Annotated in this window: 11 protein-coding genes; all 11 read right to left on the reverse strand. The window is 42.3% G+C overall.

The genetic code is table 11. From position 1 onward, the window contains the following. Window positions 1-7 precede the first annotated feature (7 nt). The 11 genes from GXK58_RS10800 to GXK58_RS10850 all read right to left on the reverse strand — a co-directional run bounded on the left by GXK58_RS10800 (window position 8) and on the right by GXK58_RS10850 (window position 12,991). A complete protein-coding gene (locus GXK58_RS10800) occupies window positions 8-328 on the reverse strand; it encodes a DUF4870 domain-containing protein (RefSeq protein ID WP_160722597.1) in 321 nt (106 codons plus the stop codon). Between the two features lie 300 nt (window positions 329-628). After that, window positions 629-3,502 (reverse strand): excinuclease ABC subunit UvrA, encoded by a 2,874-nt coding sequence (gene uvrA / locus GXK58_RS10805; protein WP_160722599.1) that lies wholly within the window; start codon window positions 3,500-3,502, stop codon window positions 629-631. A gap of 7 nt (window positions 3,503-3,509) precedes the next feature. After that, window positions 3,510-5,489: an excinuclease ABC subunit UvrB gene (gene uvrB, locus GXK58_RS10810; protein WP_160722601.1), complete on the reverse strand. Its 1,980-nt coding sequence runs from the start codon at window positions 5,487-5,489 to the stop codon at window positions 3,510-3,512. 338 nt (window positions 5,490-5,827) lie between these two features. Further along, window positions 5,828-6,067: a CsbA family protein gene (locus GXK58_RS10815; RefSeq protein ID WP_160722603.1), complete on the reverse strand. Its 240-nt coding sequence runs from the start codon at window positions 6,065-6,067 to the stop codon at window positions 5,828-5,830. Between the two features lie 72 nt (window positions 6,068-6,139). Beyond that, on the reverse strand, window positions 6,140-7,591 hold the full coding sequence (gene panF / locus GXK58_RS10820) for a sodium/pantothenate symporter (protein WP_160722605.1): 1,452 nt from the start codon (window positions 7,589-7,591) through the stop codon (window positions 6,140-6,142). After that, window positions 7,588-7,851, reverse strand: a complete 264-nt coding sequence (locus GXK58_RS10825) for a YhdT family protein (RefSeq protein ID WP_160722795.1) — start codon at window positions 7,849-7,851, stop codon at window positions 7,588-7,590. The genes panF and GXK58_RS10825 overlap by 4 nt, the downstream gene beginning before the upstream one ends. Before the next feature lie 161 nt (window positions 7,852-8,012). Next, window positions 8,013-8,945, reverse strand: a complete 933-nt coding sequence (locus GXK58_RS10830; RefSeq protein WP_160722607.1) for a cation diffusion facilitator family transporter — start codon at window positions 8,943-8,945, stop codon at window positions 8,013-8,015. Window positions 8,946-9,309: 364 nt separating this feature from the next. Next, window positions 9,310-10,671: a sensor histidine kinase gene (locus GXK58_RS10835; RefSeq protein ID WP_160722609.1), complete on the reverse strand. Its 1,362-nt coding sequence runs from the start codon at window positions 10,669-10,671 to the stop codon at window positions 9,310-9,312. A 4-nt stretch (window positions 10,672-10,675) separates the two neighbouring features. Beyond that, entirely contained in the window at window positions 10,676-11,374 is a 699-nt protein-coding gene (locus tag GXK58_RS10840; protein ID WP_272928138.1) for a response regulator transcription factor, read from the reverse strand. 147 nt (window positions 11,375-11,521) lie between these two features. Continuing rightward, entirely contained in the window at window positions 11,522-12,292 is a 771-nt protein-coding gene (locus GXK58_RS10845; protein ID WP_160722613.1) for a cytochrome c oxidase assembly protein, read from the reverse strand. Between the two features lie 126 nt (window positions 12,293-12,418). Next, window positions 12,419-12,991 carry a putative ABC transporter permease gene (locus GXK58_RS10850; protein WP_160722615.1) on the reverse strand — a complete coding sequence of 191 codons (573 nt, stop codon included), beginning with the start codon at window positions 12,989-12,991 and terminating at the stop codon, window positions 12,419-12,421. Window positions 12,992-13,187 lie beyond the last annotated feature (196 nt).

The raw sequence follows: 13,187 nt of genomic DNA on the forward strand, positions 1-13,187 counted from the left end.
TTACAGTTTATTCAGCTGTTATTACCTTTACGCCTTTGACGATGTTCCAGATGATGACGATGAGCCAGAGCACGGTGAGAACGATTAGGCTGATGATGGTAAGGACAGGGATTGAGACGGTGCCTTGCTGGGAAGTAAAATCATAGAATACAGCAAATATGATTAGTGGTGTTGGGATTAATGGGATTAGGTGTGACAGGAGTGACTTTTTGGCATGTCGTTTGGTTCCTTCGTCGCCGGTTGCTAAATAGACCGCTAAGGGGAAAATAAAGCCGGCGAAGAAGATACTAAAGTAGCATAAACTGGATAGGACTTTTCTCGATTCCATAACGATATCACCTCTATTCTTTCTTACGAATTAGTAGTGAAATAGTTTCTTTTTTGTTTGTTATTTTTAGGCGCGGCTGTGCGGCTGGGATGGTAGTGGGTATTTTTGGCTGAATTCCGCGTGATTTAGGATTAATTCCGCCGGTTTTGCGATTTTTCCCACGTGATTTTGAATTATTTCCGCCAACTTTCTAGTTTATTCCGCCAACATCCTCATTAATTCCGCCAAACCTTATTTTTTCGAGCATAAAAAAAAGCTGAAACCAGCCAGGTTCTATACCTGCTGATTTCAGCTCTTTTTCTAAGCCTTGATCGTACTCTTTTCTTTAATTTGCTGCTTCATCCGTTCCCGATCACGCTCTAAGATCGGCTTCAAGTATTTTCCTGTATACGACTCAGGAACCTCTGCTACTTTTTCCGGCGTTCCCGTTGCGACAACCGTTCCACCCTTGTCGCCTCCCTCAGGACCGAGGTCGACAATATAATCAGCAGCCTTTATGACATCAAGATTATGCTCAATCACAAGGACCGTATCGCCATTTTCAACGAGCCGCTGTAAAACAACTAACAAACGGGAAATGTCATCGACATGAAGCCCCGTCGTCGGCTCATCTAAAATATAAAAGGTTTTACCCGTCGAACGGCGGTGCAGCTCCGAAGCAAGCTTCACACGTTGTGCTTCCCCGCCGGATAAGGTCGTTGCCGGCTGGCCAAGCTTAACATAACCAAGACCGACATCCATAATCGTCTGCAGCTTCCGGCTGATTTTTGGAATATTTTCAAAAAACTCCACCGCCGCTTCCACAGTCATATCAAGAATGTCTGAAATATTTTTTCCTTTATATTTCACTTCAAGCGTTTCACGGTTATATCGTTTACCATGGCAAACCTCACATGGAACATAGACATCAGGTAAAAAGTGCATTTCAATTTTAATGATCCCATCCCCGCGGCAGGCCTCACAGCGGCCGCCTTTCACATTAAAACTAAAGCGGCCTTTCTTGTACCCGCGCACCTTTGCCTCATTCGTCGAAGCAAATACATCACGAACGTCATCAAAAACACCTGTATACGTTGCAGGATTGGAACGCGGTGTTCTGCCGATTGGTGATTGGTCGATATCAATAACCTTTTCTAAATGCTCTATTCCCTTGATCGACTTGTGATTGCCTGGCTTTGTTTTAGCACGATTAAGCTTTTGCGCCAATGATTTATGAAGAATCTCATTAATAAGCGTACTTTTTCCAGACCCGGATACACCTGTTACAGCGATAAACAGGCCAAGCGGAAACTTCGCATTCACATTTTTTAAATTATTTTCAAATGCACCCTTGATTTCGATATAACGGCCATCCGGCTTCCGGCGCTCAAGTGGGAGCGGAATGAATTTTTTTCCGGATAAATATTGGCCTGTCAGGGAGTTTGGATCTGACATGACCTCTTTCGGTGTGCCTGCAGAGACAATCTCCCCTCCATGCACGCCGGCACCAGGGCCAATATCAATCAAGTAATCAGCTGCGAGCATCGTGTCTTCATCATGCTCAACAACAATTAATGTATTACCGATATCACGCATGCTTTGCATGGTACTGATTAACCTGTCATTATCACGTTGATGCAGCCCGATTGAAGGTTCATCCAAAATATAGAGCACACCTGTTAAACGCGAGCCAATTTGCGTAGCCAGACGAATCCGCTGGGCTTCACCGCCGGAGAGGGTTCCCGCCGTACGGCTAAGCGTTAAATAATCTAAACCAACATTAATCAGGAAACCAAGCCGTTCACTAATCTCTTGGAAAATCAGCTTAGCAATCTGCATTTCTTTTTCAGAAAGCTGCAGCTCACTAAAAAATTGATAGGACTCCCCAACTGAAAGGTCGGTTATTTGCGAAATATGGCGCCCATTGATTAACACGGCCATCGATTCCTTTTTCAGGCGGTAGCCTTTACAGGTTGGACATGGCTGCTGGCCCATATATTTTTCCATCTGCTCACGGATAAAGTCAGAGCTAGTTTCTTTAAAACGACGCTCGACATTACGGATTACACCTTCAAATTGGATATGACCCTCACGGAGCTGCCCAAAATCATTTTCATAACGGAAATAAATTTTGTCCTTGCCGGAACCGTATAGGATCTTCTCCATTTGGTGTTCAGGGATATCCTTCACTGGTAAATCCATCTCAATTCCATAATGGTCACAAACGGCCGCAAGCAGCTGCGGATAATATTGTGAACTGGTTGGCTCCCATGGAGCAATCGCATGCTGTTTTAACGTCAGATCCTTATTAGGGATAACTAAATCAACATCCACTTCGAGTTTGGAACCGAGTCCGTCACATTCCGGGCAGGCGCCGAATGGACTATTAAAAGAAAACATCCGCGGCTCTAATTCACCAATGGAGAAACCGCAGATTGGACAGGCATGGTTCTCACTGAACAACAGCTCTTCCTCACCAATGACATCAACAATTACGTTACCTTCCCCTAACTTTAAAGCGGACTCAAGCGAATCTGCCACACGTGAAGAGATGCCCTCTTTGACGACAATTCGGTCGACGACCACTTCAATCGAATGTTTCTTATTTTTGTCTAACTCAATTTCATCACCAAGATCAAGCAATTCTCCGTCCACACGAACACGGACATACCCTTGCTTCTTAATATCCTCCAATACCTTGACATGGGCTCCTTTACGTCCCGATACAACAGGAGCGAGGATTTGCATTTTGGTTCGTTCTGGATAGCTAATAATCCGGTCGACCATCTGTTCAATGGTTTGCGAGGAGATTTCAATCCCATGATTCGGACACGTTGGATGCCCGACTCTTGCAAAAAGCAAACGTAAATAATCATAGATTTCCGTTACCGTCCCGACTGTGGAGCGCGGGTTCCGGCTTGTTGTTTTTTGATCAATTGAAATGGCGGGAGATAATCCTTCAATCATATCGACATCCGGCTTATCCATTTGACCAAGAAATTGGCGGGCATAAGCAGACAGGGATTCCACATAACGGCGCTGCCCTTCTGCATAAATGGTATCAAATGCGAGCGAGGACTTTCCTGAACCGGAAAGTCCTGTCAGTACAACAAGCTGATCTCTCGGAATGGTGACATCTATATTTTTCAAATTGTGGGCGCGGGCGCCTTTCACAATCAGTTTTTCCATTGCCATTTAACCGTCATCCTTCCGCTTTCAATTCCAATAATAAATCACGAAGCTCGGCGGCACGTTCGAAGTTGAGTGCCTTGGCTTCTTCTTTCATTTCTTTTTCCATTGTCATAATCAGTTTTTCTCGTTCCTTCTTCGACATCTTACCGAAGGATGCTGAAGGTTTATACTCTTCTTGGTCCTCCGCGGCCTGGGTCGCACGGATGACATCACGGATTTCTTTTTGAATCGTTTGTGGTGTGATGCCGTGCATTTCGTTGTACTCTTCTTGGATGGCCCGGCGACGTTTGGTCTCACTAATGGCCTTTTCCATCGAATCTGTCATTCTATCTGCATACATGATGACATGACCATTGGAGTTTCGGGCAGCCCGGCCAATGGTTTGTATTAAGGAACGTTCGGACCTTAGGAAGCCTTCTTTGTCAGCATCTAGTATAGTAATAAGGGAAACCTCTGGAATATCGAGTCCTTCTCGCAGCAAGTTAATCCCGATAAGCACATCATATTTCCCAAGCCGCAGCTCACGGATAATTTCAATCCGCTCGAGTGTTTTAACTTCGGAATGCAAATATTGCACTTTAATCCCAATCTCTTTTAAGTAATCCGTTAAATCCTCTGACATTTTCTTTGTTAACGTCGTCACGAGGACACGTTCATTTTTCTTCACGCGTTCTTGAATCTCACCAATCAGATCATCAATTTGTCCTTCAATTGGACGGATTTCAATCGTAGGGTCGAGCAAACCTGTCGGCCGGATGATTTGTTGAATCATTTCCGGTGTATGCTCAAGTTCATATGGTCCAGGTGTGGCCGACACAAAAATAGCATTGTGAACATGCTTATCAAATTCATCAAAAGTGAGCGGACGGTTATCGAGTGCCGATGGAAGCCGGAAGCCGTGGTCCACAAGCACTTGTTTACGAGCCTTGTCTCCATTAAACATACCCCTGATTTGCGGTAAGGTAACATGAGACTCATCAATGACGATCAGGAAATCTTCCGGAAAATAGTCAAGCAATGTATATGGGGTTGACCCTGGCGGCCTTAAGGTCAAATGACGGGAATAGTTTTCAATCCCTGAGCAAAAGCCCATCTCCCTCATCATTTCTAAATCATAGCGGGTGCGCTGTTCAATCCGTTGAGCTTCCAACAGTTTGTCATCTGCCCTAAGCTCTTCCAGCCGTTCCTCGAGTTCTTTTTCAATATTCTCAATCGCTAAGCGCATCTTCTCTTCACGTGTGACGAAGTGGGACGCCGGGAAAATGGCGATATGCGAGCGTTCCCCAATGATTTCACCTGTTAAGGCATCCACTTCGCGAATGCGGTCAATTTCGTCTCCGAAAAATTCAACACGCACACAGTGTTCATCACGGGAAACAGGGAAAATCTCGACAACGTCTCCGCGGACACGGAACGTTCCCCGTTTAAAATCAATATCATTTCGTTCATATTGAATATCGACTAAGCGATGCAGCAGCTGATTGCGTTCAATTTCCATCCCTGTCCGGAGCGATACCACCATTTCACGGTATTCTTCCGGCGAACCGAGACCGTAGATGCAGGACACGCTCGCAATGATGATGACATCTTTCCGTTCAAATAAGGACGAGGTCGCTGAGTGGCGCAGCTTATCAATTTCATCATTGATGCTGGCATCTTTTTCAATAAATGTATCGGTTTGCGGCACATAAGCTTCCGGCTGATAGTAATCATAGTAGCTGACGAAGTATTCAACTGCATTGTTTGGAAAAAAATCTTTGAATTCACTATATAGCTGTCCTGCCAGCGTTTTATTATGGGCAATCACAAGGGTCGGCTTGTTTACTTCTTTAATCACGTTAGAAACCGTAAAAGTCTTCCCTGTACCAGTGGCACCAAGCAAGGTTTGGTGACGTTTATTGTTTTTAATCCCTTCCACAAGCTGCCGGATGGCCTCTGGCTGGTCTCCTTGTGGCGAGTACTTGGAAACTAATTCAAATTGGTCTTCCACTTTTTTATCCTCCCGTAAAAAAATATCCCTCTAAAGCTTAGAAACTGTTTATTATCCGGGATGGTGCTAAATCTCGAAAATACATATTAACATTCTACCACAATCCCCCAAAAACAAACCAATAATATGCGAACTAGTATTCGTTTTTTCAGTTTTTTCACTTGGTGACTATCTGCTCATTTTTTTATCGGCAGTTTTCCGAAACTTATCGGCACTTTTCTGAGATTTATCGGCACTTTTCCGGTATTTATCGGCGAAATTTCGATTTTATCGGCACTTTCATAAAAATAAAAAGCCTGCCGGATTTCCAGACAGACTTAGAAGACTTGATAAGTTAATTAACTATTTTTAACTGCGCGGTGTTTCATCTTAGCTGCGAGCCAGAAACCTGCCGTAAGTGAAAAGGCATCAATCACAATAAGATAAAAGGTGTCGGTGTAGCCTTTGTAGACTGAGGCAGCGATTAGTGCAACGGTTAAGATAAGGCCGATCACTCGATTGTAAGTAACCCGTGAAAAAAGCAATACCAATAATCCAGGCATAATAAACGCTGAAAATATCCTAACGATCTCAAACATGGGCACACCTCGTTTATAATCTCATTCATTTATTTTAAAAACTAAACAGCAAAATTGCAACTAAAACACACCTTAATCCCTTGCCTGCACGAGAACATCTGATGCCTTTTGCTGTGATAATAAACTAACAATAATAAAGCCCAAAAATGACAGCACAATCGGCAGCACAACGGTATGTAAGCCAAAGGCATTTGGATAAAAACGGTCAAATAAAATATAAGAGCCCATTCCGAGAATCATCGACGTGATTGCGCCATACTTGTTCCCTTTACTCCAATACAAACCTAAAATAACCGGCCAAATGAAAACAGATTCCAATCCCCCAAAAGCAAACAGATTCAGCCAGACAATTAAGTCAGGTGGACTTAACGAGAAAATAATCACGATAATCCCAATTACCGCCGTTACACTGAAGCTGACCTTTTTGATTTGGTTCTCATCCGCATCTGGCTTGATATAATTCAAGTAAATATCCTTTACCAAAGTTGAACTCACCAAAATGAGCAGTGCATCTACCGTTGACATAATGGCTGCCATCGGAGCGGCCAGGACAATTCCGGCAACAAACGGCGGCAATACTTTCATCGATAACAATGGCATAACGGTATCGCCGATTTTAATGCCTGGGAGCACCGGCCTCGCAAATACGCCAATCAAATGCATGCCAAGCATAATAAATCCAACGACAACCGTTCCGATAATGATCGCATGGTGCATCGCTTTCGAGTTTTTATAAGACATCGCTCTGACAGCGATTTGCGGCAAACCGACCACCCCTACCCCTACTAAAATCCAAAAGGAAGAAACATAGGCCGGAGTTAAGTTGTGTTCCGCACCAAACGGACTGATCAGGTTCGGATTTTCCGCTGCCAAATCAGAGATGATGTGAGGAATCCCCCCGCCAGCTTTAATGACCGCAATTAGAAGAATCAACGTCCCACCAAACATCACAACGCCCTGGACAGCATCGGTAAGTGCGACCGCACGAAAGCCGCCGACAATGACAAAGACAAGGACCGAAAAGGCAAAAATCAGTAAAGCGGTAGAATAAGGCATGCCAGTCAGCGATTCTACCAGTCTTGCCCCGCCAATCCACTGGGCCGTCATGGATGAAAAAAGAAAGATAATAATACTTGCCGCTGACAGAATAACTACTGTTTTACTTTTATATCGTTCTTTTAGAAAATCAATTAAAGTGATCGCCTTATACTGGCGGGCTACAATCGCAAATTTCTTCCCTAGAACCATTAACGTAAAATAGCCGGTTGCCAGCTGTGCCATGGCGAGGAACACCCAGCCTAATCCCTGAGTATAAGCGACACCCGGACCGCCGATAAAGCTTGAGGCACTTCCATAGGTAGCCACCATCGTCATCGCTAGAATGAACCCGCCCATTTGTCGTTCGCCTAGGAAGTACCCTTCTAAAAAAGAAGTGGATTTGAGCACCAATTTGTTAGACCAAAGGCCCACCGCAAAAATGATCAATAAGAAAATAATTAATGGCGTAATAACGGCCCAATTCATTTGTTTTCCTCCTCGTTAACATCAAAGGGGATATCCTTGAAGAGATATTTCACTACTATGATGACAAGGATAATCATAACAATGGAGCCAAGAATGCAGCTGTAGAAGAACCAGGCTGGCAGACCAAACACATAAGTATAATCTTTGACATCGGCAGATCCCATACCATAGCCAAAACCATACCATATGATAAAGTTGATAAGAACAAGGATAACTCCAATAAGTGCTTCCTTATGGGCAATCTTAAAGCGCTTGTCCATAGAATCCACAGATTTTTTCACTCTTCATACACCCCTAGTATGTAGACATTTAGTCAAATTTTTAACCAAGTTAGAACATTTTACCACAAAAAAACGAAGAAAACCTTACTAACATGCGGATGGGACGTCACACGTTAGATAAGGTTTGAGTTTTTGATATTCTAATTACACGTGCCATGCGGACTCGGACAGCCGTTGGCTTCTTTTTCAACCTGAACCGTACTGTGTTCAATATGGAACTGGTCATGAAGTATTTTTTGGGATTGAGACAAGATTTCGTCATGAACACCATTATCGAAAATTGTCATGTGGCAGCTTAGGACAGGATAGCCTGAGGTAATCGTCCAAATGTGTAAATCATGGACCTCCTTGACGTTAGGTATCTTGCACAAAGCCTTTTTGACTTGAGTTATATCAATTTGTGAAGGTGCCCCCTCCATCAAAATGTGAAAAGAATCTTTTGTGACCCGGTAGCCGCTAATCAGTATCAATACGGCAACAATGATGCTGGCAATCGGATCGGCAATCCCCCAGCCGAAAAACATAATCAGTAAAGCGGCAGCAATGGCACCTACCGAACCAAGCATGTCACCAAGAACATGAAGGAAGGCACTTCTGACATTTAAGTTTTCTTCCTTATCACCCCTCATTAAAATCCAAGCGGCAATGATATTAATCAATAATCCGGTAACAGAAATCATGAGCATCCCCGTACTTTGGACCTCCGGTGGATTGAAAAGGCGCTGAAAGGCTTCGTAGAAAATATAAACAGAAATGATCACAAGGGTTAGACCATTTAGGGCCGCAGCGATGATTTCGAACCGCTTATAGCCATAGGTCTTTTCTTGTGAGACTTGCTTTTCCCCAAGTTTTAAAGCATAAAAACTTAATCCTAATGCAGCAGCATCGCTAAGCATATGACCTGCATCGGATAATAATGCCAGGCTGTTTGTGATTATACCGCCGATCACTTCGACAATCATGAAGGCAGTTATTAATATAAAGGAACTAAGCAATGCCTTTTTGTTACTTGTATGTGAATGGCCATGCGAGTGACCGTGCGAGTGGCCATGATGATGGTGATGATGTCCCATGTTTATCCCCCCCTGAACCCTAAAAAAATGAGCTCTAATTCTCTTTTTAAAACGAAAAGGTTCCGATTATGTTATCCTTTTCTAATTCATATCTTTCAATACATTTCTCCATTTGAACAGGGAAATTCCCCTCAAGTTATTCCTTTCCCCTTAACAGAGGTAATCCATCTAATGTACTAATAATGTCATACCCATATCTGCAAAGGCGTACGCTATTTTCAAGCAGGTTTCATCCGGTAATGTCTCATTTGATTATATGATATTCAAATGAACATTTGAATGTCAATCATATTGATAAAAATAAAAGAAGAACCCTTTATCTAGGTCCTTCTTTCATTGGAAGAAAACAACTTTATGTATCATATTAGCTTTTCGGCAAAAATAACACGGCTTCTGTACCTATACCTTCTGTACTGCTTATTTTGATTTCACCGTGATGCTGCTTCATGATATTTTTCGCGATTGACAGTCCAAGTCCTGTGCCGCCAGTTTCACGGCTTCTAGCCTTGTCGACCCGATAAAATCGCTCAAATATATTTTCAATTTCTTCTTCTGGAATGCCAATTCCGTAATCCTTCACTTTAATAACCGTGTCGTGCTCATTTACAAGGATAGCCACGTCTATTTTATCTGTACTATATTTAATCGCATTATCAATTAAAATAATGATGGCTTGCTTAAGTTTCAGCTCGTCTGCAGTTATTATAATAGAGGGGGCAGCAAAGTGAAGCTGGATTTCCCGTTTATACGCACCTTTAAGCTGCTTACTGATGTTCTCACATAACTTTACTAAATCAAACGATTTTTTTTCTAAAAGATTTCCTGATTCAGTATCGGCTAAGTCTAAAAATTTCTCGGTCATCTTCTGGATCCTGGCAGCTTCCGAATGGATGGTTTCAATTGCTTCCAAGGCGTCCGCTTCGTTTCGGATTCCCCTTCTTAATAGATGATCAGCAAAACTCTTAATAACGGTCAGCGGGGTTTTTAATTCATGGGAAGCATCAGAAATAAATTGTTTTTGTTTTTCGAGATTTTCTTCTAACCTCCGAATCATCCGGTTAAAAGTGACCGCCATTTTTTGCAGTTCATCATGTGTATTATGCTGAATGACTATTTTCTTCGGAATGCCGCTCTGTTCAATGTCCTCCATCGTGTTGATCATGTTAGAAATCGGCCTCATAATTAGAGTAGACAGGAGCACTCCGCCAATCATAGCTAATAACCCTCCAAGGATCGTGCTCGAAATTTGAATCGAAAGTAAAATATCCTTAGCAAGTTCCAGCTCTGATAACTTTTCGCCAATCTCCAGTGTCCCCGTTATTTTGTCTTTGGAATAAATAGGGACTCTGACCATAAGGATTTGTTCTTCACGCTTATTTTGTCTGATCGTTTTCCTTACCGCTTCTTTTTCCCTAACAAACTTCGGCTGGATTTTTGCTGCCAAAGGTTTATCATTAGTCACTTCATTGATGACGTTTGAATTTGGTTGAACAATCCTTATAAAAGAATCGCCGGTAAGGTAGGGGGTTAATTGGTCTTTTAATCGAGTAGAGGAATGCTCCACCTTCATTTCCTTGATCAGAATGTCCGCCCGCTGATAAAGATCCTGATCCTCCATGTTCACTGTTATCTTCATAAACGAAAAAAAGACCACTGCATTTACAGCTATTAAGACACAAAGGATCCAAGCAGTTGTCATGAGGTTTATTTTCGTTGTAATCTTCATGCTCTTAATTCTCCTTTATGGTATAACCAATTCCCCTCACTGTTTGGATAATCGTTGGCTCGGCGAAACCCTCTTCGATTTTTTTCCTTAAATGACGAATAAAAACATCGATGACATTTGTTTCCCCTTCATACTCATATCCCCAGACATGATACAGGATATTTTCCCTAGCAACGATTTTATTTTTATTGGCTAATAAATAAACAAGCAAATCAAATTCTTTCGGTGTCAGGGTAATAGGTGTATTCCCTCTGGTAACTTCACGTGTTTCACGATTAACGGTTAAATCTTCAAACGTTAGGATCGATTCCTCTGGCTGGGAGGCTTTGATGGCAATCGCATTATGACGCAGGCAGGAACGCACACGTGCCAGTAATTCTTCCATTTCAAATGGTTTGGTTATATAATCATTTGCCCCCTGATCGAGTCCAGTTACCTTGTCCATTGTAAGGTTTCGGGCGGTTAATAATATGATTGGTATGAGGGAGTTTTCCTTTCGGATTCTCCTTAGTACTTCAATCCCATTCATTTCAGGCAGCATGACATCTAAAAGAATTAAATCGAGTTTTTCGGAGAGGGCCGCTTGCAAACCCGTCTTTCCATCATAGGCAACTAAAACCTGATATCCTTCGTATTCGAGTTCAATTTTCAAGATTTTAGCAATATGCCGTTCGTCCTCAACCACTAAAATTTTCTGCTGCATCATTTGTCCCCCTTTTCTGTATGGGTAGAGAACCTGCTAATGATATCTTCTACAATTTATCACTAATTTTCTTTATTTTACTTGATTTAATAAAATTTTAATCTTATCCGCTTGTCTTAGATAGAGAATGAAAAAAAGAAATGGTTGTCAGCCATTCCTAGTCAAATCACGTGTTAGGACCTTACTTTTCAGATGAGTGGTGAAGAGTAGTGCTGATTTATGGATAAATATCATCATTCCCCCTGCAAGAATGAGGTCAACCCTTGTGTTGAGCAGTGCCGGGTGGAGGGAGTTTAAGGACGAGGGCGTCAGGCACAGAGTAGTCATGATTTTGCTTAGAAGCGGGTTCGCCGTACTTCCAAACAGACCGTTCACAATGAGCAGTCCGCACGCCGGCATAAGGACCAATCCACTCAAAAAGGCAAATTGTTTATTCTGTTCCATGACAATCCGCCCCCAAATAAGGAATGATAAAAACATGAGCAGAAGCAGATAACTGGAATGGATCATTGAATGTAACGAAAGATAGGTTAATACTGCTGGGAGATGATAGAGGAAGAGCAAGACTGCGAAGGTAATTAAAGCTGCCATTGAGGGCATGTTCAGCGCCTTTATACTGTGGGAATAAGTTTCTGGCAGACCCAGTATGAATAGAGGCGGGATGACAAAAAACAATAAACTCATCTGAATCATATGAAAACTGAATGAAACATGATTAATGACTGATAAAGGGGTGCCGATGGTGATATACAGTAAAAGTAAAGAGAGGAAAAACAAGAATGGCTGTTTAGAATGGAACCTCATTTGCCTGTACGATGATCGTATAACCAATATATATATAACACCGATACAAACAAGCCCCGAAAGTAATGGGAAGTTCCACACTAATTGCCCTTCAAGCAATAGCACATCGAGCATACTTCTGCCTCCTTTACTAACAAAATTTATACTGAACTATAAATCATATGACCCACTCATAAGAATTAAACCAAAAAAACACTCCTTACTCTAACTATAGAAGGAGTGTTTATATTAGTAATGGTGTCAGGCACCAGCGATTTCCTGCAGAGAATGTTTTCGAATGGCGAGGACGAGGTCAGCAAGAAAGTAGAGTCCAACGACTGACCAGATTAAGGCCCAAAAAGGTTCAATGCCCCCGTATATAGACACAATGGCTGGGTGAAGCCACTTGATACATACGAGTGATAAAAAACCCCAGCAAATCGAAAAAGGTAAACAAATATGACCATTGACCTGGAATGGAGTGTCAGAATAATCCCACCATTTCCTTTGGAACAGTTTCACAAGCATGGCCCCGCTAAGATATTCAACGAGAGTAGGGATTAGAAAGCTTAACAGAAGAACATATGCCCAATGGGAGCCGGGTGGCGTAAAGTAGACCAGGAGCACTGGTGCAATACCGTACATCGGCTTAAATGGGCCAAATAAAAAATTCTCCTTAAAGAATACCCGCCTTGTGAAGTAATTATAACTATTCTCCAGCAGCCAGCCAAGGAAGGAATAAATCGTGAAATAAAAAAGCATGGCGGCTGCTCCTTCGATCGTAAGCACCTCTACAAGTTGGAGTTCCAAGCCTTTTAACCAAATATGAGTCATGGCTAAACCACCTTCCACGGATAAGAATTTCCCATTTTAGGATTTACTGGGAAGGTGGTGAATATACCAAAAGATTCCTTAAAAAACCCGAAAATACATAGTAAATGACGTATAAACAAATACCTTACAGCTTAACTTTTGGAGCAGCAAATTTGCAAGACTATAAACATTCTTACCATATATATATTGAAAAAGG

It is taken from the genome of Bacillus sp. USDA818B3_A (assembly GCF_009928415.1).
Classification (GTDB): domain Bacteria; phylum Bacillota; class Bacilli; order Bacillales; family Cytobacillaceae; genus Neobacillus.

Coding starts and splice junctions, on each gene's coding strand:
- GXK58_RS10800 (WP_160722597.1), bottom strand. CDS start 328: ATGGAATCGAGAAAAGTCCTATCCAGTTTATGCTACTTTAGTATCTTC.
- uvrA (WP_160722599.1), bottom strand. CDS start 3,502: ATGGCAATGGAAAAACTGATTGTGAAAGGCGCCCGCGCCCACAATTTG.
- GXK58_RS10815 (WP_160722603.1), bottom strand. CDS start 6,067: ATGTTTGAGATCGTTAGGATATTTTCAGCGTTTATTATGCCTGGATTA.
- panF (WP_160722605.1), bottom strand. CDS start 7,591: ATGAATTGGGCCGTTATTACGCCATTAATTATTTTCTTATTGATCATT.
- GXK58_RS10825 (WP_160722795.1), bottom strand. CDS start 7,851: ATGGACAAGCGCTTTAAGATTGCCCATAAGGAAGCACTTATTGGAGTT.
- GXK58_RS10830 (WP_160722607.1), bottom strand. CDS start 8,945: ATGGGACATCATCACCATCATCATGGCCACTCGCACGGTCACTCGCAT.
- GXK58_RS10835 (WP_160722609.1), bottom strand. CDS start 10,671: ATGAAGATTACAACGAAAATAAACCTCATGACAACTGCTTGGATCCTT.
- GXK58_RS10840 (WP_272928138.1), bottom strand. CDS start 11,374: ATGCAGCAGAAAATTTTAGTGGTTGAGGACGAACGGCATATTGCTAAA.
- GXK58_RS10845 (WP_160722613.1), bottom strand. CDS start 12,292: ATGCTCGATGTGCTATTGCTTGAAGGGCAATTAGTGTGGAACTTCCCA.
- GXK58_RS10850 (WP_160722615.1), bottom strand. CDS start 12,991: ATGACTCATATTTGGTTAAAAGGCTTGGAACTCCAACTTGTAGAGGTG.